Below are 22,548 nucleotides of genomic sequence, written 5' to 3'. Positions count from 1 at the left end.
ATGGTTAAAAGAAGTATAATAAACGTAAATACTTAAATAAAAACAAAAGTGCCCCCTCTGCATTTGGAGTGGTGTCTCACTTTTGTTTTTTTGTGTTTTGTACATACTACATGTACAAGCGTAAATAACCCCCTCTTGTGTGGTGTAAAGAAGAGAAAGTGAGGGAAGCGTATGTCGACAAAGTATATTTTTGTTACAGGCGGTGTAGTTTCATCATTAGGAAAAGGGATTGTCGCTGCATCGTTAGGAAGGTTGTTAAAAAATCGCGGCTTAACCGTCACGATTCAAAAGTTTGACCCTTATATTAATGTAGACCCAGGTACGATGAGTCCGTATCAACATGGTGAAGTGTATGTCACAAATGATGGAGCGGAAACCGACCTGGATTTAGGCCATTATGAACGTTTTATTGACATTAACTTAAGTCAAAATAGTAACGTAACGACCGGCAAAGTGTATTCGACGGTGTTACAAAAAGAACGTCGCGGAGATTATCTTGGTGGCACGGTGCAAGTCATTCCGCACATTACAAATCAAATTAAAGACCGCGTTTTTCGTGCTGGAAAAGAAGGTTCTCCTGATGTTGTGATCACTGAGATTGGTGGTACCGTCGGAGATATTGAGAGCTTGCCGTTTTTAGAAGCGATCAGACAAATTAAAAGTGACGTCGGTGTTGACAATGTCATGTACATTCATTGTACGCTCATCCCTTACTTACAAGCAGCAGGAGAGATGAAGTCAAAACCGACACAACATAGCGTAAAAGAATTGCGAAGCCTAGGAATCCAGCCGAACATGATTGTCGTTCGGACGGAGAATCCTGTTCCAAAGGAAATGAAGGATAAGATTGCGTTATTCTGCGATATTGAAAAAGATGCAGTCATTGAATCGCGCGACGCGGACACGTTATATGAAGTGCCACTATACCTTCAAGAGCAACAAGTTGACGAGTATGTTTGTCGCTTTCTTAATATGGATGCAGGTGAAGCAGACATGACCGAGTGGAATGCACTTGTCGATCGTGTCAAGTCACTTTCGAAGAAGACGACGATTGCACTCGTCGGTAAATATGTAGCACTGCCAGATGCTTATTTGTCCGTGGCTGAAGCATTGCGCCACGCTGGCTTTCAATATGATACAGACATCAAAATTGAGTGGGTGGATGCAGAAGAGTTAACAAAGGACAATGTAGCTGCGAAGTTGAAAGACGTAGATGGCATTCTCGTCCCTGGAGGATTTGGTGATCGAGGGGTTGAAGGAAAAATCGCCGCGATTGAGTATGCCCGTACTGAAAAAGTGCCGTTCCTAGGCATTTGCCTCGGAATGCAGCTAGCCTCAGTAGAGTTTGCCCGCAATGTTCTCGGAATGAAAGGGGCCAATTCAGCTGAATTAGATCCATCTACACCGTACCCTGTTATCGATTTATTACCAGAACAGAAGAACGTTGAAGATTACGGTGGAACATTACGCCTTGGTTTATACCCTAGTAAGATCAAGGAAGGTACACATGCTTACCGAGCATATGGTGAAGAAGTGATTTATGAACGTCATCGCCATCGTTATGAGTTCAATAATGAATTCCGCGAAGACATGCAAAAAGCAGGGTTCATCTTTTCAGGGGTTAGTCCAGATGAGCGTCTTGTAGAAATTATTGAAATTCAGGACCATCCTTACTTCGTTGCATCACAGTTTCACCCGGAATTTTTGTCGCGTCCGACACGACCGCAACCGTTATTCCGTGAATTTATAGGTGCAACGCAGCAAGAAGGATAGAAGTGATACATGGATAACAAAAAAAGCCTTTGTTTTCGCTCGTTTTAGCGAGAACAGAGGCTTTTTTTCATAATAGTATGTTTCAAGTCATCCAGTGAATTCTTCGATCATTTCTGTCACTGTTAAATAAATGCAGTCGTAGGCAATTGAAGCCATAGGCACATGCGGTGCGCCGATTCGTTTGTTTTCAGTTGGCACGAGGGCATGTTTAACGCCGAGGTCAAGGGTCAAATCACACTCGTCAAAAAATTGTTGTCCCTGTTCAGGTGCGACCGATGCGATGCCAATCACATGAGCACCTTGCTTCTTTGCGAAACTGGCAACTTCTCGTGCCTTTTCATCATTTGCAAATGGAGAAAAGACATAAACGAGGTCTAATTCACATACGTTTGTAAAGTGGTCTTTTTGTCGAAGTGACTCCATGCTATTGAGTGTCTGCTCACCTTGTATCGCGTACGTTTCAATGGCCTCCATTTGATCAATGCCATGAATAAAAACGCTTCCGTCGCCAACGATTCTTTGAGCGATGAGTCGACTTGCATCTTCAATCGTCTCATCTTGTTCATCTTTTAATGTTTGCATAAGTCCTTGTACTTGCGTCATATATATAGAAAGCAATGGTGTACCCCTTTCTGATGAAATGATCGTAACGACATTATACTAAATCATGGACTAGAAAACGAACCGTTCGCAGTTCACAAAAAATTTATAAAAATAAAGAAGGAGTTTTTCGTCAATAAGTCGAAAAGAGTTTGGTGGATTAATACGGAAAAATGAGCAATATTTATATGTTTATCCATTCGGAAAAGGGGGGAACAAACATGGAAGAACGAAAACTATTAATTGTTGATGACCAGTTTGGTATTCGTATGTTATTGAGTGAAGTTTTTGAAAAAGACGGATACAAAACATTGGAAGCTTCTAATGGTGTGCAAGCGTTGAAAATTGTCGAAGATGAAAGTCCTGACCTTGTCATGCTCGACATGAAGATTCCAGGTATGGATGGTTTAGAAATATTAAAGAACATTAAAAAAATTGATGAAAAAGTCGATGTCGTTATGATGACAGCTTACGGAGAGTTAGAAATGATTAATGAGGCAAAAGAGCATGGGGCGATTGATCACTTTGCCAAACCGTTTGATATTGATACGATTCGCCAAAATGTGGCTGACCATTTTGAGAAGCGCATAAAAACATAAGTTAGCGATGATGACAACGAGGAAAGAAAGCGCTTTCGACAAAATTTTACAAGATTTTTTGATATCCTCCCGTGAATCGAGTCTTGTATGGTATAATGAATGTGGTGTCAGCGCATGGAAAAGTTTGTGAAAAAGCGAAAGAACGTTTTGTTTTTCTCGTGAAGTTTTACATATAGAAGGATCATCATTGGTATAATAAATGATGATATCCTTAGCATCTATATAACGTCTTTTCTATGTTATGGCGAAATTCAGCTCGTGATTTTAAAGGAGGACAAAAAGAATGCCTTTAGTTTCTATGAAAGACATGCTTAACACTGCGAAAGACCAAGGATACGCTGTTGGTCAATTCAACCTGAACAACATGGAGTACACACAAGCGATCCTTCAAGCTGCAGAAGAAGAGAAATCTCCAGTCATCCTCGGTGTATCCGAAGGTGCTGCCCGTTATATGGGAGGATTTAAACCAGTTGTAACAATGGTTGAATCTCTTATTGAAGCTTATGGAATTACAGTTCCTGTAGCGATTCACCTTGACCACGGTTCAAGCTTTGAAAAGTGTGTTGAAGCGATGTATGCTGGTTTCACATCTGTTATGATCGATGGAAGTCACCATCCGTTACAAGAAAATATCGCGATCACTAAACAAGTTGTTGACGTTGCTCATGTCATCGGTGTTTCTGTTGAAGCTGAACTTGGTCGTATCGGTGGTCAAGAAGATGACCTCATCGTTGACGATGCAGAAGCAGCTTACGCAATCCCATCTGAATGTGACGAGCTCGTTCGTGAAACAAAAGTTGATTGTTTCGCGCCTGCACTCGGTTCTGTACACGGTCCTTACAAAGGTGAACCAAACCTTGGCTTCGATCGTATGCAAGAAGTGTCCGAGTTAACGGGTGTACCACTTGTTCTTCACGGAGGAACAGGGATCCCAACTGCAGATATCCAAAAAGCAATCTCTCTTGGAACTGCGAAAATTAACGTAAACACAGAGAACCAAATCTCTTCTGCGAAGCGTGTAAGAGAAGTACTTGATGAAAATCCTGAAATGTATGACCCACGTAAATATTTAGGGCCAGCTCGTGAAGCAATCAAAGAAACGGTTATGGACAAAATGCGTGAATTTGGTTCTTCCAACAAAGCGTAATAATGGACAAGTAAAAAAGTTGACGTCGCGAATAGTTCGCCTATTCACGCGTCAACTTTCCTTTTATCGAAATATGTCGCAATCTTTAGATAACAGGAAGCGTTTTCTGTAAAGGGCACAATCCGTAAATATGAGGAGGAGAAATCGATGGAATTTTTTATTGATACAGCCAACCTTGAAGAAATTAAAGAAGCAAATGACCTAGGTGTGTTATCTGGGGTGACGACAAATCCTTCTCTCGTTGCTAAAGAAGGGATCGACTTTCATGACCGTTTGCGTGAAATCACGAAGGTCGTTGACGGTTCTGTCAGTGCGGAGGTTATTGCAACTGAAGCAGACGAAATGGTGAAAGAAGGGAAGGAATTAGCGGCGATTGCACCGAATATAACTGTTAAAGTGCCAATGACATTAGAAGGGTTGAAAGCGGTCAAGTCGTTGACGGAAGCGAATATATCGACCAACGTCACGCTCGTCTTTTCAGTGAATCAAGCACTTTTAGCTGCTCGTGCAGGTGCAACGTACGTTTCACCGTTTCTCGGCCGTCTTGACGATATCAGTCACAATGGCCTTGATTTAATTGAAGAAATCTCCTCTGTGTTCACGACCCATGCAATCGATACGAAAATTATTGCAGCCTCGATTCGCCATGCGACGCATGTCCGAGAAGCGGCATTGCGCGGAGCTCATATCGGTACGATTCCTTTCGGCGTTATTCAAAAACTTGCAATGCATCCATTAACAGATCAAGGGATAGAAAAATTCTTAAAAGATTGGGAACAAACGGTTCAATCAAAGTAAGGAAGAAAACAGGTGGTTATTTACAACTTCGTGTAAAATATTTGTTATAATAGGATGAGAATGCAACTAATGGAAAATCATTCAGTCGTTATGCTACGGCTACGACTGAATGATTCGGTTTTGGCTAACACTAGATCATAATTGTAAACTCCTAGAATGAAAGGAATATCGCAATGGAAAAATTACTCATCGAAGGTGGCCACCCGTTAGAAGGTATGGTCACGGTTAGTGGAGCAAAAAATAGTGCGGTTGCACTCATCCCTGCAGCAATTTTAGCAGATAGTCCTGTCACGATTGACCACCTCCCAGAGATCTCAGATGTAGAAATTTTAGCCGATTTACTAGAGGATATTGGCGGAAAAACAAAACTTGAAGATGATACATTACGCGTATATCCAGAAAATATGTTCCCGATGCCATTACCGAATGGAAAAGTAAAAATGCTACGTGCTTCATATTATATGATGGGCGCAATGTTAGGGAAGTTTAACAAAGCTGTTATCGGCCTTCCTGGCGGTTGTAACTTAGGACCTCGTCCAATTGACCAACACATTAAAGGGTTTGAAGCACTTGGAGCAAAGGTGACGAATGAACATGGCGCAATGTATTTGCAGGCTGAGGAGCTAACGGGAGCTAGAATTTACTTAGATGTTGTCAGCGTAGGAGCAACGATCAATATTATGTTAGCAGCTGTCAAAGCCAAAGGGCGTACGGTCATTGAAAATGCCGCAAAGGAACCTGAGATTATCGATGTTGCTACGCTGTTGACGAGTATGGGAGCACGTATTAAAGGTGCTGGTACGAATGTGATTCGTATTGACGGTGTTGATGAGTTATCTGGTTGTCGTCACACATTGATTCCAGATCGAATTGAAGCAGGGACGTACATGATCGCTGCAGCTGCCAAAGGTCGAGAAATCGTCATTGATAATGTGATCCCTGATCACGTAGAGTCCTTAACAGCAAAATTAAGAGAAATGGGTACACATATCGAAGTTGGGCTAGATCAAATTACGATTCGCACACCAGAGCAGTTTGAACCTGTCGATGTGAAAACACTTGTTTATCCAGGATTTCCGACCGATTTACAACAACCTTTCACCAGTTTGTTAACGAGAGCAAAGGGCACAGGCATTATTACAGATACGATTTACGATGCACGTTTTAAACATTTAGATGAATTGCGCCGCATGGGAGCGGATATTAAATTAGAAGGTCGCTCGGCACTTGTTAATGGAAATCAGTCTTTACATGGTTCGGCAGTAAGAGCTAGTGATTTAAGAGCAGGCGCCGCTTTAGTCGTTGCTGGGTTAATGGCTGAAGGTGTGACAGAGATTACTGGAGTTGACCATATAGATCGCGGTTATGATTCATTTGAGGAAAAGCTTCGTAACCTAGGCGCGAACATATGGCGTGAACATATCGACTATATGGAAGAGGAAGAAATGCAAAATAGCTAAATGTAGCTTGATATCTTTTACAATCGTATATATAGGGGGATAATGAGATATGGAGAGAAGTTTATCGATGGAACTTGTTCGAGTTACTGAAGCAGCTGCACTTGCTTCTGCTAGATGGATGGGACGCGGTGATAAAGAATCGGCTGACGATGCAGCGACAGAAGCCATGCGCGATGTATTTGATACGGTACCGATGAAAGGAACCGTCGTCATTGGTGAAGGTGAAATGGATGAAGCGCCGATGCTCTATATCGGTGAACGGCTTGGTAATGGATATGGTGCTCGAGTCGATGTGGCAGTTGACCCGCTAGAAGGAACAAATATTGTCGCGAATGGAGAATGGAATGCATTAGCAGTCATTGCAATTGCTGATAAAGGAAATTTACTCCATGCGCCAGACATGTATATGGATAAAATCGCTGTAGGCCCAGAAGCTGTTGGTAAAGTTGACATTAATGCACCCGTTTCTGATAATTTGCAAGCGGTCGCAAAAGCGAAAGGGAAAAACATCGAGGACCTCGTCGTTGCGATTTTAAAGCGAGATCGTCACAAGGAGACGATTAACGAAATACGCGAAGCTGGTGCCAGAATTAAGTTGATTCAAGATGGCGATGTCGCAGCAGCTATTCATACGGCATTTGATGAAGATACAGGCGTCGACCTCCTCATCGGATCGGGTGGAGCACCGGAAGGCGTTCTAGCAGCTGTTGGGTTAAAGTGCCTTGGTGGTGAATTACAAGGGAAGCTACTCCCGAAAACGGACGAAGAATACGCACGTTGTTTAGAAATGGGCATTGAAGACACAGATAAAGTGCTTTATATGGATGATCTCGTTTCAGGGGACGATGCCATTTTTGCAGCAACGGGCGTGACCGATGGTGAACTGCTACAAGGTGTTCGTTACCAAGGAGAGGTTGGGAGAACGGAATCGCTCGTTATGCGTGCGAAATCTGGTACTGTACGTTTTGTTGATGGAAAGCACCGCTTAAACAAAAAGCCTGATCTTGTCATCCGTTAATATTAAGAGAGTTACAATTTTTCCGTTTTTTTATGATACAATCTATATACAAAAGGCTTGAATTCCACAATTATTGTGCTTAAAATAAGAGGGGCGATGTGCTGATAAAAGTACATCGTTCCTTGAATAGCTGACCTCACAGCATTTCCTTCACTCTATTATCAGTTCCCAAAACGTAAAGCATGTTCCAAGTTTAAATAATAATGATTGAAAAATAAAAAGCAATTACTTCAAGAGAGTGGTGTTGATATGGGCGTAACTTTGTCAGAGCTAGACACGATGAAGCTCAAAGACTTATATGAATTGGCTAAAAAATATAAAGTTTCTTATTATAGTCAATTGACGAAAAAAGAATTAGTGTTTGCGATTTTAAAGAAACAAGCGGAAAATGAAAAATTAATGTTTATGGAAGGGATCTTAGAAGTTGTTCCTTCAGAAGGGTTTGGCTTTTTGCGTCCACATACGTACAAGCCTAGCTCGCAAGACATTTATATTTCTGCTTCGCAAATCCGCCGTTTTGAACTCCGAAATGGAGATAAAGTTTCTGGTAAAGTTCGACCACCGAAGGAAAACGAACGTTATTACGGGTTATTGCAAGTAGAAGCGGTTAATGGAGAAGATGCAGAGTCAGCACGAGACAGACCTCACTTTCCACAGCTTACACCTTTATATCCTGATCATAAAATGAAGTTAGAATATGACCCTCGAATGATCTCGTCAAGAATTATTGACATGATTTCTCCAGTTGGCTTTGGCCAACGTGGTTTAATTGTTGCACCGCCAAAAGCGGGGAAAACGGTGTTATTGAAGGAAGTAGCCAATAGTATCGCACAAAACCACCCAGATACGGAGCTATTGGTTCTTTTAATCGATGAACGACCAGAAGAAGTAACGGACATTGAACGTTCTGTCAAAGGTGAAGTTGTTAGTTCTACCTTTGATGAAGTTCCGGAGAACCATGTGAAAGTGGCTGAACTCGTCTTAGAACGCGCGATGCGCCTTGTCGAACATAAAAAAGACGTTGTCATTCTTATGGATAGTATTACTCGTTTAGCGAGAGCCTACAACTTAACGGTTCCACCAAGTGGACGTACGTTATCTGGGGGTATTGACCCTGCATCTTTCCATCGTCCGAAGCGCTTTTTCGGTGCCGCGCGAAACATTGAAGAAGGTGGAAGTTTGACGATTCTTGCCACAGCATTGACAGAAACTGGTTCGCGTATGGACGATGTCATTTATGAGGAATTTAAAGGGACAGGCAATATGGAACTTCACCTTGACCGTAAGCTTGCGGAACGCCGTATTTTCCCAGCGATCGATATTCGTCGCTCCAGTACGCGTCGTGAAGAACTACTACTTCCGAAAAGTCAAATTGAAAACCTTTGGGCAATGCGCAAGACGATGAATGATCAGCCAGAATTTATTGATCGTTTCGTGAAAAAAGTGAAAGAGACAAAGACGAATGACGATTTCTTTGACTCTTTTGAACAAGGAAAAATTGCCAAGCAACGATCCAAGTCATAAATAAACGGTGGGAAAACTTACTTTCTGTATTAGGTTGCAAATTTATAGGACAGTTGATATAATCACCTCATGTGTGAAAACACCATAGGTTCGGTCATCACATGAAATAAACTCTGTTTCGAAAATGACTCAGGGCAAAAAGGAGATGAAAAGTATGAAACCAGATATCCATCCTAAATATCAAAAGGTTGTATTTAAGGATACAAGTACAGGTTTTACGTTCTTAAGCGGTTCAACAATGTCTTCTAATGAAACAATTGAGTGGGAAGATGGCAACAACTATCCACTAATTAACGTGGAAGTTAGTTCTGATTCTCACCCATTCTACACAGGTCGCCAGAAGTTTGTTGACGCAGGTGGTCGTGTGGATCGCTTTAAGAAGAAATACAACCTCGACTAATCAACAGCATACGGAAAACAGGCAAGCGGATCATACGCGATCGAAACTTGCCTGTTTTTTTTGTCAAATGTCATAACGATACAACGGTCACCTATGACAAAAGTCGTATTGTGACCTGTTTTAATTAGATAGTATAATATTGAAATTCATGTGCGGTTAAAAAATCGTACATATTTGAACTGGTAGGAATTGATTCGCAGAAGGTGGGAAATGGAGAATGCACTTAACAAGACAAGAAGGGTGGCTTGAAGTCATCTGCGGGAGTATGTTTTCTGGAAAATCCGAAGAACTCATACGTCGTGTTCGGCGTGCAAGCTTTGGGAAACAATATGTTCAGGTGTTTAAACCGCAAATAGATGACCGTTACAGTGAACAGGAAATCGCCTCACATAACGGGACGAAAGTGTGCGCTACGCCTATTGAACATTCAAAGCAAATGCTTGAATGTTTGGAAGAGATGACCCAAGTGGTTGCGATTGATGAAGTACAATTTTTTGATGATGATGTCGTGTCCGTTGTACAGCAATTCGCAAACAGTGGAATGCGTGTCATTGTTGCAGGTCTCGACCAAGATTTTCGTGGAGAGCCGTTTGGACAAGTTCCGAATTTACTCGCTTTAGCTGAAACAGTGACCAAGTTACAGGCCATTTGTCTTTCTTGTGGATCACCAGCTTCGCGAACGCAACGACTCATAAATGGAGAGCCAGCATCATATGATGACCCTGTTATTTTAGTGGGAGCTTCTGAATCGTACGAGCCTCGCTGTCGTCATTGTCATGAAGTCCCAGGAGCGCCACAACTCCATCAGAAGAGCAACTCATTGCCATCCTCCACTGTGTAACTCTTTGTTTTGAAATTGGATTTTGAAGGGCAAGCTAGCGGTAGGAGGTGACATAATGAAGGTACTCCTACTAAAGTGTTGTGCAATCGCCGTATTACTAACGGCGTGTCAAAATCCAGAAACGCCAGAAGTTGAAGGGCAAAGTGCAGGGGAAGGGAATCCTTCTTCACAGTTTAGTGATTATCAATACAGTATGTTAGGTCCTGGTCCGGTGAACTATGGTGCCGCTGAAAAACGTCGCCAACCGATGGATTCGCTTGCCGAAGAGAATACGACAGGGAAGAGCTTTCGGAGTGTACACGGCGATCGACCAGATTACAATGGTGATCAAAATCGTATTGCTTCTGAAGTCGAGCAAAGATCAGGTGTCCATCCAGGTTCAGTCATCATCATGGGTCATCGCGCATGGGTGAACGTTATGTTTGATGACAATGTCAGTGAGGATGAACAGAATGAGCAGGTTGAAGCATTGGAGCAAAGACTGATCGATGTTCTCCCGCGATATGAATATCAGGTTGTTATTAACGACCGCTCATAAATCAAAGGTCTGACACCTACTTCGAGAGAGATGATTTCCTCTTGTTAAGGCAGGATGTCAGACCTTTTTTGGGTTTAAGTGAACCAGGGTTGTTTGAGCGGTATGGCGGACATGTATTCCGTTATTCTCTTGAAAAGGGCCAATTTTACTGTTATCGAGGACATATGTTCCGTTATTTTTCTAAAAACAAGTATTAATGGTCGTTTTTGAGGTGATAACGGAATGAATGTCCATTTACCCCTTATAAAAGGCGCTTTTTACCTTAATAACGGAATGAATGTCCGCATCCAAGTGATCCTGCGCCGTTTCTACTTCCTCGTCGCTGATAAAACCATTGTCGCCGATGTTCAAGCACCCCTCGCTTCTATCGTCTTCGAGCTGCTTGTTGTAATGGATCCCAAACGGCATTGTATGGCGGCGCGTAACTTAAGTCTAAGTTTTCTAATTCATTAGCGGTCATATTATGGAAAAGAGCGGTCGCCGCCACATCAATTCGTTTGTCGACCCCATCTCTACCAACAGCTTGTATACCTAATAAGCGGTCACTCCCTTTTTCGTACGTCATGTGAAGGGTTAGTGGATCTTTTCCTGGGTAATAACCAGCATTCGCTTCACCTTTAAAAGAAGAATAGCCATAATCGATATTTAAAGACATGGCTTCATGGGTTGTTAACCCAGTTTTTCCAATCGTCAAATCAAAAAACTTCAAGATCGCAGTACCGACGATTCCTTTAAACGTACTTGCATAACCAATCATGTTCACACCTGCAATACGACCTTGTTTATTTGCGTGCGTACCAAGGGGAATGAAATCATCCTTTTGTTTTAAACGGTGAAATTGAGTGGCGCAATCGCCAGCTGCATACAAATCTTTGCTGTTTGTTTCCATATACGCATTGATGCGAATGGCGCCGCTTTCGTGAAGTTGAACTTCTGTGTCTTTTATTATATCTGTGTTCGGTTTTACACCTGTTGCAATAACCACCAAATCGGTCTCATAACGACCTTTATCCGTATGTACCGATTTGACACGCTCACTCCCAGAAAAGTGGGTCACTTTTTCATTGAGTAGACAGGTGACATCGTTCCGCTCTGCTTCTTTTAAAATCGCCTCACTCACTTCTTCATCAAACATCGGGGCCAAACGATCAGCCATGTCAATGATCCGAACTTGTTTGCCGATTTGTTTCATGTTTTCAGCAACTTCAAGGCCAATATAGCCGCCGCCAATGATTGTGACATCTTTGACGCTTTCATCAAGGTCGTGAAGAATGTTTTGTGCATCAGGGATCGTTTTCAAATGATGGATGCCTTTTAAATCTCGCCCCTCCCATGGTGGTGTGATCGGATTAGCCCCTGTCGCGATTAAGCAACGGTCATAAGAGATTGAAAAATGCTCCCCGCTTTCATGGTCCGTTCCATAGACAATTTTTTCTTCGGGGTCAACTTTTTCAACATCATGATAAACACGTGCATCAATACCGTATTTTTCGCGAAAAGTCTCAATGTCACGTGCGATGAGGTGCTCAGTTGATTCAATCTTACCGCTTAACGCATAAGGAAGCCCGCATTGGGCATAGGAATAAATTCCGCCCCGTTCAAGGGTGATAATTTCCGCTTCTTCATCATTACGAACGATTTGCATCGCCGCGCTCATTCCAGCAGCGTCACCACCAACGATGACATACTTCATGGCTTTATTCCCCCTAAAAATTATTTATTAATTGTTAAGACTCCATTAACCATTTTTCTACCTGTACCCTTACTATCCCACAATCAATCTTTAAGAAAACACAAATATTTTTTACCGTTTTATTTAAGACAAAATCGGAAAAGCTTGCTGATAATGTGGATGATGACAAGCGTTTTACGTAAAATATCATATCCCTCTAAAATGAACTTTCTGGATGCGTTTCTTAACAGAAGTTGATTTTGACTGTCACTTGAACCTATACTATAATTATAATGTTATGGAATAAATGAGGTGATCGACGGTGTTCGACCGATTAGAAGCTGTAGAAGAACGTTATGAACATTTAAATGAATTACTAATGGACCCGGAAGTGATTAGTGATTCCAACAAATTACGTGATTACTCGAAAGAACAGGCTGATTTAGAAGAAACGGTTCAAACGTTTCGCGAATACAAGCAAGTGAAACAACAACTAGACGAAGCGAAAGAAATGCTCCAAGATCAATTGGACAATGAAATGCAAGAAATGGTCAAGATGGAAATTTCCGAAGCTGAAGAAAAAATTCCTGAATTAGAAGAACGTTTGAAAGTGCTCCTTGTTCCGAAAGATCCAAACGATGACAAAAACGTTATTGTTGAGGTCCGTGCAGCAGCTGGTGGTGATGAAGCCGCCCTCTTTGCTGGCGATTTGTACCGTATGTATGCTCGTTTTGCTGAAACGAATGGGTGGAAGCCAGAGATCATTGAAGCCCATGAAAATGACATCGGTGGTTACAAAGAGATTAGCTTCATGATCAACGGGAAGGGCGCGTATTCAAAGATGAAATACGAAAATGGCGCACACCGCGTACAACGTGTTCCATCTACGGAATCAGGTGGACGGATTCATACGTCAACAGCAACGGTTGCTGTCCTACCAGAAGCGGAAGAAGTAGAAGTAGATATCAACGAAAAAGATATCCGCGTTGATACGTTTGCTTCAAGTGGACCAGGGGGACAAAGTGTTAATACAACGATGTCCGCTGTCCGTTTAACACACGAACCGACAGGGGTTGTTGTCTCCTGTCAGGATGAAAAGTCGCAAATTAAAAACAAAGAAAAAGCGATGAAAGTATTGCGTGCACGTATTCATGACATGTACAAAAAAGAAGCGGAAGCAGAATACGCGGAAAACCGTAAATCTGCGGTTGGTTCTGGTGACCGTTCTGAGCGAATTCGCACGTACAACTTTCCACAAAGTCGTGTGACGGACCACCGTATCGGGTTAACAGTCCAAAAACTGGAGCAAATTCTTGAAGGAAAGTTAGACGAAATTATTGAAGCGTTGACGGTAGAAGCGCAAGCGTCACTTATGGAAGAGGCAGGCGAATAATCATGGCTGAATCCGTCAACGTATACGAAGCCCTCAATTGGGCTTCTTCTTTTTTGTCCGATCGTTCAGATGCACGTCAAATTGCCATGCGTCTTCTTCAATACGAAACAGGCTGGTCGCAGGCAACGCTCATGGCTGAAATGCGCTCGCCATTATTAGAATCCGCGTGGCAGTCGTTTCAAGCAAACATTCAAGAAGTCGCATCCGGACGACCTGTCCAACATATTACTGGAGAAGAATCTTTTTTTGGACGCACATTTCATGTGAATGAGCACGTACTGATCCCACGACCCGAGACAGAAGAGCTCGTACAAGGCGTGATTGAACGCGTACAGGCAATGGGGGCGAAAAGGCCGTTGGATATGGTTGATATTGGTACAGGTAGCGGTGTGATTGCGATAACGTTAGCGCTAGAACTTTCACAATGCAATGTTACAGGGACAGATTTATCGCAATCAGCATTACATGTAGCAAAACACAATGCGCGCCAACTTGATGCCACGGTTTCTTTTCGACAAGGTGATTTATTAACGCCGATCAAGGAAAGTGGTCATTTCGTGGATGTCGTCGTTAGTAATCCACCTTATATTCCATTTGCAGAGCGAGATGACCTTGCAGTACACGTGAAAGATCATGAGCCAAACCAAGCATTGTTTGCTGAAGAAGACGGTTTAAGGTGTTATCGCCAGCTTGCAGAAGGGTTACCTGAACTTCTTAACCGAACTGGGTTCATCGCCCTTGAAATTGGTGATGGACAAGGGAAACAAGTGCAATCTCTTTTTCAAAAAGCGTTTCCCGACCGTACAGTAAATATTGAGAATGATCTAAACGGGCGTGAGCGTATGGTGTTTGTCGAGCCTTTGTCTCAGTAAATGATAATTTGATTGACCATCGAGTAACGTGCGAATTTTGTCATACGATCCTACGTTTATATCCCTTCCTGAAAACCGAGACTGGTGGATAACAGGGAGGGAGAACGATGAATCAAAAAGCAATCATTTATCTTATGGCATGTTTAATTGTTTTAACGTTAACGTGGGAATTAGACCGAATGGCACTCATTCAAAAACAAGCCAATGCATCTGGTGCTTCTGAAGAGGTTATACCTGAAGATGCTGTTCGCTTACGGATTCTCGCCAACAGTAATCAAGCACTGGATCAAGAAGTGAAAAGAACGGTTCGTGATGAAGTGAATCAACATGTGACAGAATGGCTTCAAGGTATCGGAGATCCAGATGTTGCTGAGCAAAAAATAGAAGAAGGTATCGGACTTCTTGAAGACATCGTTGGAGAAACATTAGAAAAAGCAGATTTAAATGATGATTATGAAGTCCGTTTTGATGAAGCGCAGTTTCCGACGAAAGTCTATGGTGGGAATGTGTATTCAGCTGGTGTGTACGATGCAATTGTGATTGAAATCGGCGATGGACTAGGAGATAATTGGTGGTGCGTATTGTTTCCACCATTATGCTTCCTTGACTTCTCCAATGGAGATGCAGTATTTGATGAAGAAGGTGAACAAGCATCTACCGAACAAAGTGAGCAAGAAGAGACAGAGGTTCGATTCTTCTTCGTTGATTTATTTAACAATTTATTTTCAACAGATGAATAAATTAATTTCATAATGAAGTATCACGAGCAATAAAACGAATAATTTATATTAAATTTCTATTTCATATACGGATGATGAAAAGTGGCTGAAACGAAAGACGGCGACTCCCAGAGGTTCAAGCGCAGTCTGAAGATCCACTTATGCAAGGCCTAGCCGAGCATAAGTTAGCTGAAGACAAGCCCTCGGGAAAGCGTCCGTCTGAAGTGAAAGCCACATTTAATTATTCGGAGTTGAACATTTTATTTTTAATTATGGAATTCATTCGAATAAATGAAAAATGTGGACAACCTATTCATAAATGACGACACCCTCTCATATGTTCGTAGTAAATACAGTAACGATGAGGGAGATGGTCAAATGAGTGTCGTCGTAAGAAAAGCAAAACAAGCGGATGTACTAGGTATGCAAAAGCAGTTTGCACAAGTTGGTTTACCACAAGAAGATTTAGATGAAGTTTGGCGAAATTTTATTATCGCAGAAGGAGAAGACGAATCAATTCTTGCAACAGTTGGCATCGTGCCCGTTCAAGAAGATGCCATGCTACGATCACTCGTCATTGATGGTCAGCGTGTATCGAGCACATTCGTGTTAGAATTTCTCGAAGCAGCGATTGCTTATGCGAAACAAGAACAATATCGCCAATTGTATCTATTTACGAAAGGACAAGCTTCATTATTTTTAAAAACAGGATTTGAATTGCTAGAGCGAGAAAATATTCCTCAACATATTAAAGAAACAACACATTATCAACAACATGAAGAAGAGGATATAAAGGTTTGTGTCTGCTCCTTAACTAGCTAACAGCCCCGTTGTGAATAACTTTTCTGTTGTTATGAGAAGTGTAAATGAAAGGGACTTGCCCACAACCTGTGGATAAGTCCCTTGTTTTCGTGGATAAATAAAACATTGATTTGACAAGGAAGAAAACAGATAAGAAAATCAAAACGATGAGGAGGGAGAATAATGAGTGCACAACAGTCGCAATTGTGGATTGTGGATAAAGGTGTGGATAGCCGCGAAAGTTATCAACAGGTTGAAAGGGCTTCCTTGTGGATAAGGCAAGGAGAGGTCGTCGCATTTCCGACAGAAACGGTTTATGGCTTGGGAGGGGACGCTTTTTCTTCACAAGCAATAGAGAAAATTTTCGCAGCAAAAGGTCGACCGAGTGATAATCCACTCATTGTCCACATTGCTGATGAACATCAACTTACATCTTTAACGAATGAGGTTAATGATACAGCCCGAGCTTTAATTAAAGCATTTTGGCCAGGTCCGCTTACACTTGTGCTTCCGAACTGTGGAAATGTCTCTCCTGCGGTTACTGCGGGGTTATCCACAGTCGCGGTAAGGATGCCTGATCATCCTGTCGCACGCGCTTTTTTACGAGCTTGCCAAACACCTGTTGCAGCTCCGAGTGCAAATCGTTCGGGTCGCCCGAGTCCTACAACAGCTCAGCATGTTTTAGATGATTTAGATGGGAGAATCGCAGGTGTCGTGGACGGTGGGCCTACAGGCGTTGGTTTAGAGTCAACGGTTGTTGATTGTTCGGGCGCTATTCCGATGATTTTGCGTCCCGGTGGAATTACTGCTGAAGCGATACGTGATGTCGTTGGTGATGTGACATTTGACCCAGCACTATCAGAATCATCAGAGCGTCCACGCTCACCGGGGGTGAAATACACGCACTATGCCCCTAATGCGCGTTTTGTCCTCGTTGATGGCTCACCTTCATTTCTACAATCTTACGTAAATGAAGCGAGAGACGAGGGATTGAAGGTAGGTGTTATGACGACAGAAGGAAATGCCGATCAATTTGATAGTGATGTCGTATTAACCGCAGGAAATCGCAGCGATTTACAAACGGTTGCTCGCGAAATTTACAACACGCTTCGTATGTTTGATGAATATGAAGTTGATGTCATTTATGGAGAAGTGTTTGCAGAACAAGAGATAGGACAAGCAGTTATGAACCGTTTACTTAAAGCTGCTGGAGGACAGAAAGTGATTGAACCGACAGAGTAACAGATCTTAAGAATTCTAGGCATGACTCCCCTTTGAACATGCATATAGTAGAGTAGCTTGTTCAAAGGAGCGTCTGCACATGGAGGAATGGTTTACACTCATTATTATGGGATTGGCGTTGGGTCTTGATGCATTTTCACTTTCGGTAGGCCTAGGGATGATGCGCATCGACTATAGACAAGTGTTTAACGTCGGAGTGGCCGTCGGACTTTTTCACGTGATCATGCCCTTAATAGGCCTTGTTTTGGGGCAAGTTTTATCGCAATATATCGGGGTTTTTGCTTATATAATTAGTGGTCTCGTTTTACTGCTGATTGGCATACAAATGATTGCCAGTTCATTCTCTAATTCTGATGTCCAAGTCTTAAAACCATTCGGTTGGGGACTGATGTTGTTCGCTTTTAGTGTTAGTATCGACAGTTTCTCGGTCGGTTTAAGCCTCGGTATGCTCGGTGCAGAAACGGTTGTTACGGTCGCTAGCTTTGGTCTCATTAGTATGTTTTTGACGTGGTTTGGTTTAGGTTTTGGAAGATATGTGGGCCATTGGTTTGGATCACATAGTGAAATGTTAGGGGGAGGTGTGCTTATTGCGTTCGGTTTGAAAATTTTATTTACACTTTGAAATTGAGTTATGATAGATACATATCAACATATTAATGTGCATTAGCCATGAAGAAAAAGGAAAGGTTTGCAATTGAACAAAATGTTTTGCAAAATAAACTTAAGTCTATAACTCGGCTATGAAATAAGTGAAAACAAGAATCGGTTTGAAAGGAAGGTTTCATACATGAAAAACATCCTTTTTGTTTGTACTGGAAACACATGTAGAAGCCCGATGGCTGAAGCAATATTAAAGGAAAAACTGTCAAATGATAAGATGGATATACGTTCAGCAGGCGTTCACGCAATGGATGGAATGCCTCTTTCTCAAGGGTCGAAACAGGTACTAGAAACAGAAGGGTTATCTATTGATCACGAGAGTCGTGCACTAACAGAGACACTATTAGCGTGGGCTGATCTTGTTTTGACGATGACCGAATCACATAAAAGGATGGTTAAAGAGCAATATCCTAAAAATAGCGACCATGTATACACGCTTAAAGAGTACGTAAATGAAGATGCACATACGAAGCAAAAACGGGAAGAATTACACCAACACTTAACAGAAATTGAATTAAAACGATCAGAATACCTCGCCAACAATCAAAAAGAAGTCGATGAATACAATGAAACGAATAATGTGAGCGATCAAGAAAAGATGGAAATGGAATTACTTGAACAAATAAAACCCCACCAAGAAGCCATCGATCGCTTGAAAAGTGAATTACCGTCATATGATATCGTTGACCCATTTGGAGGAAATGTCGATATTTATCAAAAAACTTATCGTGAAATGGAGAAGGAGATCGAAAAATTGATATCGAAGTTATTAGAGGGTTAAATGTTGACGATGAAGAGGTGGAAAAATGGCGGAACAAAAATATCGTTACGGAATTAGAAAAAAGATCGTAGTCGGGATTTGTGTTGTTGCTTCGATTACATATGGGACGAGTGCCTTTTTCATTCTCGTTTTAAACGATTTTCTTACGGACTTATTAGGTATAAGTGAAGCTGCATTATTACTATTAACGCTTGCAAAAGGCATTTTTTGGACAGGTCTTCTAGGATTTATCGGTGCGACGGTCTTTGTAAAACCTTTACGTGAATTGCAATCTTCTGCTCGCAAAGTCGCCAATGGAAATATCACTGAAAATGTCAAAGTTCCTAAATCAGATGACGAACTACGCGGTCTAGCGCTTGCTTATAATGATATGGTAACCAGTTTGCGTGAAATGGTCTCTGATATTCAAAATAATTTCGATAAGACAAACGAAAAAGTAGAAGATATAAAAGGCGCATCTGATTTAGCCGCAAGACAGTCAGAGACGATTAGTCAAACCGTTGAGCAAATTGCGATAGGAGCTGATAATTCAGCGCATTCCATTCAAAATACAGCACAGTCCATTGAAGATGTAACAAACGTCGCTGAAAAAGTACAAAAAAATGCCCAATCATCTGATCAACTGGCTCATCAAATGGTCGATACACTCGGAGAAAGTGAAAAAGTCATTCAATCACTCGTCAACGGTATTGAAACATTAGCAACAGATAATGAAACGTCGTTACAAGCTGTTTATCGTCTAGAGAATCAGGCGAAGAAAGTGGAAGAAATTATCTCGGTCGTCGGAGATATGGCAGAACAAACGAACTTGTTAGCACTAAACGCTTCAATTGAAGCAGCTCGAGCTGGAGAGCACGGAAAAGGTTTTGCCGTAGTTGCCGATGAGGTTCGCAAGCTTGCTGACCAAAGTTCACAATCTGTTCAAGGGATATCGGAATTGATTTCAAGTATTCAGGACGAAGTATCTAATGTCGTCAAACAAATTACTGCACAAGTAGAACGAGCGAATGATGAGGCGAAAAAAGGGGAAAAAACAAACGAGGCGATTGTTGAAATAAATACATCTGTTGAACAAGTCACGCAATCGATTTCGGAAATTTTACAACTTGTCGATAAACAAATGTCAGCATTTAAGCAAACCTCGCAAGATTCGCAAGATGTTGCTGCGGTTGCAGAAGAGACTTCGGCTGGTACGGAAGAGGTCACTTCGTCAACAGAAGAGCAAACTGCGGTCATGCAACAAATCGCCGCATCAGCAGAATCATTATCAGAACAAGCAAACGAGTTAAAGCAAACGATCAATCGCTTCTCAATGTAGAGCGTTTAACATCATTTAGGAGGGACAAACATGAAAATAGCAATTGGTTCAGACCACGGTGGAAGAAATATTCGAGAAGAAATCAAATCAATGATGGATGAAAAAGGGATTGCTTATGACGATTTCGGTTGTAATTGCAGTACATCCGTAGACTATCCGGACTATGCGATTCCTGTAGCAGAAAAAGTAGCAAATGGAGAGTACGATCGAGGCATTCTTATTTGTGGAACAGGGATTGGAATGTCGATCGCTGCTAATAAAGTAAAAGGCGTTCGTTGTGCACTTGTTCATGACGTTTATAGTGCAAAAATGACCCGAGAGCATAATGACAGCAACGTGTTAGCAATGGGTGAACGCGTTATCGGCCCAGGCCTTGCGCAAGAAATAGCAAAAGTATGGCTCGATGCAGCGTTTGAAGATCAAGGTAGACATGGTCAGCGAATCACAAAGATTAAGCAATACGAAGGTGAAAATCTTTAAGATGTCAGGGGGTGAGCGTAGTGCATGAAGAGGCGAAAGCATGGCGTTCTCAACTTGAGACGATTCTTTCCGACTTACAAGCGGACGCGCAGTTGACAAAAGGCGATCTACTCGTTATTGGTACAAGCACGAGTGAAGTGGCCGGCCATCATATTGGTACCGCAAGCACTGATGATATTGCACGTACTTTGTATGATGTTTTCGCGTCCTTTCACGAAAAAACGGGCGTTGCGCTCGCCTTCCAATGTTGTGAACACTTAAACCGCGCACTCGTTATTGACAACGAGACGAAGGCGACATTAGGTTTAGATGAAGTAAACGTAAAACCGGTCCGAAAAGCTGGTGGATCAATGGCGGCACATGCATATCAACAATTTCAACACCCCGTTGTCGTCGAACATATCCGTGCTGATGCAGGAGTCGATATTGGCGACACATTGATAGGTATGCATTTAAAGCATGTGGCCGTTCCCGTTCGCAGTTCGTGTAACTCCATAGGTTCTGCACATGTCACTTTGGCGCGAACGCGTCCAAAGTTGATTGGCGGAGCTCGTGCAGTTTATGAATAATGTCATATACTAGTTCACGTAAATGAATGAGAAAACATGTACTTTGTGTACATTGCCATGAAAGGGGAAGAACGATGAGCATTGAACGACAAGATCCAGAAGTTTTTGCAGCGATTAGTGATGAAAGAAAACGTCAACAAGACCACATTGAGTTAATTGCATCAGAAAATTTTGTAACACCTGCCGTGATGGAGGCGCAAGGATCAGTATTAACAAACAAGTATGCAGAAGGCTACCCATCCAAACGTTATTATGGTGGATGTGAGCACGTCGATGTTGTTGAGGATTTAGCTAGAGACCGCGCGAAAGAATTATTTGGAGCTGAACATGCAAACGTACAGCCTCATTCAGGTGCGCAAGCGAACATGGCAGTTTATTATGCAGCGCTTGATCATGGTGACACCGTTCTCGGTATGAATTTATCACACGGGGGTCACTTAACACACGGAAGTCCTGTTAACTTTAGTGGTAAGCATTATCGCTTTGTGGAGTACGGTGTTGACGAAAATACTGGCTACATCGATATCGATGACGTCCGCGAAAAAGCACGCAAAGAGCAACCGAAAATGATTGTTGCTGGTGCAAGTGCTTATCCACGAGCCATTGATTTTCAAGCATTCCGTGAGATCGCAGACGAAGTGAATGCGTATTTAATGGTCGATATGGCCCATATTGCGGGTCTTGTCGCAACAGGGGAACACCAAAGCCCTGTTCAATATGCTGACTTTGTCACGACGACGACACACAAAACGTTACGTGGTCCACGTGGTGGAATGATTCTTTGTAAAGCTGACTATGCTAAAGCAATAGATAAAGCGATTTTCCCAGGTTTACAAGGTGGGCCACTTATGCACGTCATCGCTTCGAAAGCGGTCGCTTTAGGTGAAGCATTGCAGCCAGATTTCAAATCGTATGCAAAACAAGTTGTCGACAATGCCAAACAACTCGCACAAACCCTTTCCGATAACGGTGTCGATCTTGTTTCGGGTGGAACAGACAATCATCTCGTTCTTCTCGATTTACGTCGTTTGAACTTAACAGGTAAGCGTGCTGAAGCACTTTTAGATGATGTGCGTATCACAACAAATAAAAATGCGATTCCGTTTGACCCAGAAAGTCCTTTTGTGACTAGTGGTCTGAGAATCGGTACAGCTGCAGTTACCTCAAGAGGATTTAAAGAAGAAGATATGAAAGAAGTAGCTGAAATACTGGCACTGATTTTAAAAAATCCAGATGAGGAAAGTGTAAAAAAAGAAGCCAAAGATCGTGTTTCAGCATTAACGAAGCGTCACCCTCTATACGAAGTAAACTTTGTCTAAGTCAGAAACACGAAAAGGCCCTCT

23 protein-coding genes are annotated in these 22,548 nt (G+C 42.2%); 21 read left to right on the top strand and 2 right to left on the bottom strand.

Annotated elements, in window-relative coordinates; all coding sequences use genetic code 11:
- Positions 1–171: 171 nt before the first annotated feature.
- Positions 172–1,773, top strand: coding sequence for a CTP synthase (pyrG, locus tag HNQ41_RS11250; RefSeq protein WP_184664543.1), 1,602 nt, complete (start codon positions 172–174; stop codon positions 1,771–1,773).
- 87 nt (positions 1,774–1,860) lie between these two features.
- Here pyrG and HNQ41_RS11245 read toward each other — a convergent pair whose 3' ends face one another.
- The gene (locus HNQ41_RS11245) at positions 1,861–2,391 is read right to left on the bottom strand and encodes a DUF2529 family protein (protein ID WP_184664542.1); all 531 of its coding nucleotides are present in this window, start codon (positions 2,389–2,391) and stop codon (positions 1,861–1,863) included.
- A 203-nt stretch (positions 2,392–2,594) separates the two neighbouring features.
- On the opposite strand from HNQ41_RS11245, the gene HNQ41_RS11240 reads away from it, so the two are divergent.
- The 9 genes from HNQ41_RS11240 (at position 2,595) to HNQ41_RS11200 (ending at position 10,698) form a co-directional block, all read left to right on the top strand.
- On the top strand, positions 2,595–2,972 hold the full coding sequence (locus tag HNQ41_RS11240; protein ID WP_184664541.1) for a response regulator: 378 nt from the start codon (positions 2,595–2,597) through the stop codon (positions 2,970–2,972).
- Between the two features lie 283 nt (positions 2,973–3,255).
- Positions 3,256–4,119: a class II fructose-1,6-bisphosphate aldolase gene (gene fba / locus HNQ41_RS11235; RefSeq protein WP_184664540.1), complete on the top strand. Its 864-nt coding sequence runs from the start codon at positions 3,256–3,258 to the stop codon at positions 4,117–4,119.
- Positions 4,120–4,266: 147 nt separating this feature from the next.
- On the top strand, positions 4,267–4,917 hold the full coding sequence (fsa, locus tag HNQ41_RS11230; protein ID WP_184664539.1) for a fructose-6-phosphate aldolase: 651 nt from the start codon (positions 4,267–4,269) through the stop codon (positions 4,915–4,917).
- Between the two features lie 173 nt (positions 4,918–5,090).
- Complete coding sequence (locus tag HNQ41_RS11225) at positions 5,091–6,377, top strand: UDP-N-acetylglucosamine 1-carboxyvinyltransferase (RefSeq protein ID WP_184664538.1); 1,287 nt, start codon at positions 5,091–5,093, stop codon at positions 6,375–6,377.
- A 49-nt stretch (positions 6,378–6,426) separates the two neighbouring features.
- Positions 6,427–7,395, top strand: coding sequence for a class II fructose-bisphosphatase (gene glpX / locus HNQ41_RS11220; protein WP_184664537.1), 969 nt, complete (start codon positions 6,427–6,429; stop codon positions 7,393–7,395).
- Between the two features lie 249 nt (positions 7,396–7,644).
- Positions 7,645–8,919 carry a transcription termination factor Rho gene (gene rho / locus HNQ41_RS11215; protein ID WP_184664536.1) on the top strand — a complete coding sequence of 425 codons (1,275 nt, stop codon included), beginning with the start codon at positions 7,645–7,647 and terminating at the stop codon, positions 8,917–8,919.
- A gap of 154 nt (positions 8,920–9,073) precedes the next feature.
- Positions 9,074–9,319 carry a type B 50S ribosomal protein L31 gene (locus HNQ41_RS11210; RefSeq protein ID WP_184664535.1) on the top strand — a complete coding sequence of 82 codons (246 nt, stop codon included), beginning with the start codon at positions 9,074–9,076 and terminating at the stop codon, positions 9,317–9,319.
- Positions 9,320–9,536: 217 nt separating this feature from the next.
- Positions 9,537–10,160, top strand: coding sequence for a thymidine kinase (locus HNQ41_RS11205; RefSeq protein ID WP_184664534.1), 624 nt, complete (start codon positions 9,537–9,539; stop codon positions 10,158–10,160).
- Positions 10,161–10,215: 55 nt separating this feature from the next.
- The gene (locus HNQ41_RS11200; RefSeq protein ID WP_184664533.1) at positions 10,216–10,698 is read left to right on the top strand and encodes a hypothetical protein; all 483 of its coding nucleotides are present in this window, start codon (positions 10,216–10,218) and stop codon (positions 10,696–10,698) included.
- A gap of 364 nt (positions 10,699–11,062) precedes the next feature.
- Here HNQ41_RS11200 and HNQ41_RS11195 read toward each other — a convergent pair whose 3' ends face one another.
- Positions 11,063–12,391, bottom strand: coding sequence for an FAD-dependent oxidoreductase (locus HNQ41_RS11195; RefSeq protein ID WP_184664532.1), 1,329 nt, complete (start codon positions 12,389–12,391; stop codon positions 11,063–11,065).
- 301 nt (positions 12,392–12,692) lie between these two features.
- On the opposite strand from HNQ41_RS11195, the gene prfA reads away from it, so the two are divergent.
- From prfA to glyA, 11 genes are all read left to right on the top strand, one after another.
- Positions 12,693–13,763 carry a peptide chain release factor 1 gene (gene prfA / locus HNQ41_RS11190; protein WP_184664531.1) on the top strand — a complete coding sequence of 357 codons (1,071 nt, stop codon included), beginning with the start codon at positions 12,693–12,695 and terminating at the stop codon, positions 13,761–13,763.
- Between the two features lie 2 nt (positions 13,764–13,765).
- On the top strand, positions 13,766–14,635 hold the full coding sequence (gene prmC, locus HNQ41_RS11185) for a peptide chain release factor N(5)-glutamine methyltransferase (protein ID WP_184664530.1): 870 nt from the start codon (positions 13,766–13,768) through the stop codon (positions 14,633–14,635).
- Between the two features lie 107 nt (positions 14,636–14,742).
- Complete coding sequence (gene spoIIR, locus HNQ41_RS11180; RefSeq protein WP_184664529.1) at positions 14,743–15,375, top strand: stage II sporulation protein R; 633 nt, start codon at positions 14,743–14,745, stop codon at positions 15,373–15,375.
- A 357-nt stretch (positions 15,376–15,732) separates the two neighbouring features.
- Positions 15,733–16,176 (top strand): GNAT family N-acetyltransferase, encoded by a 444-nt coding sequence (locus tag HNQ41_RS11175; protein WP_184664528.1) that lies wholly within the window; start codon positions 15,733–15,735, stop codon positions 16,174–16,176.
- Between the two features lie 162 nt (positions 16,177–16,338).
- Positions 16,339–17,397 (top strand): L-threonylcarbamoyladenylate synthase, encoded by a 1,059-nt coding sequence (locus tag HNQ41_RS11170; RefSeq protein WP_184664527.1) that lies wholly within the window; start codon positions 16,339–16,341, stop codon positions 17,395–17,397.
- A gap of 79 nt (positions 17,398–17,476) precedes the next feature.
- Complete coding sequence (locus HNQ41_RS11165) at positions 17,477–18,019, top strand: manganese efflux pump MntP (RefSeq protein WP_184664526.1); 543 nt, start codon at positions 17,477–17,479, stop codon at positions 18,017–18,019.
- A 165-nt stretch (positions 18,020–18,184) separates the two neighbouring features.
- A complete protein-coding gene (locus HNQ41_RS11160) occupies positions 18,185–18,838 on the top strand; it encodes a low molecular weight protein arginine phosphatase (protein ID WP_184664525.1) in 654 nt (217 codons plus the stop codon).
- A 25-nt stretch (positions 18,839–18,863) separates the two neighbouring features.
- Positions 18,864–20,156: a methyl-accepting chemotaxis protein gene (locus HNQ41_RS11155; protein WP_184664524.1), complete on the top strand. Its 1,293-nt coding sequence runs from the start codon at positions 18,864–18,866 to the stop codon at positions 20,154–20,156.
- A 30-nt stretch (positions 20,157–20,186) separates the two neighbouring features.
- Positions 20,187–20,636 (top strand): ribose 5-phosphate isomerase B, encoded by a 450-nt coding sequence (gene rpiB, locus HNQ41_RS11150; RefSeq protein ID WP_184664523.1) that lies wholly within the window; start codon positions 20,187–20,189, stop codon positions 20,634–20,636.
- 20 nt (positions 20,637–20,656) lie between these two features.
- Positions 20,657–21,205: a TIGR01440 family protein gene (locus HNQ41_RS11145; protein ID WP_184664522.1), complete on the top strand. Its 549-nt coding sequence runs from the start codon at positions 20,657–20,659 to the stop codon at positions 21,203–21,205.
- Positions 21,206–21,279: 74 nt separating this feature from the next.
- Positions 21,280–22,524 carry a serine hydroxymethyltransferase gene (gene glyA, locus HNQ41_RS11140; RefSeq protein ID WP_184664521.1) on the top strand — a complete coding sequence of 415 codons (1,245 nt, stop codon included), beginning with the start codon at positions 21,280–21,282 and terminating at the stop codon, positions 22,522–22,524.
- Positions 22,525–22,548 lie beyond the last annotated feature (24 nt).

It is taken from the genome of Texcoconibacillus texcoconensis (assembly GCF_014202575.1).
GTDB lineage: Bacteria > Bacillota > Bacilli > Bacillales > Salisediminibacteriaceae > Texcoconibacillus > Texcoconibacillus texcoconensis.
This window is presented reverse-complemented; position numbering and strand designations above follow the sequence as displayed.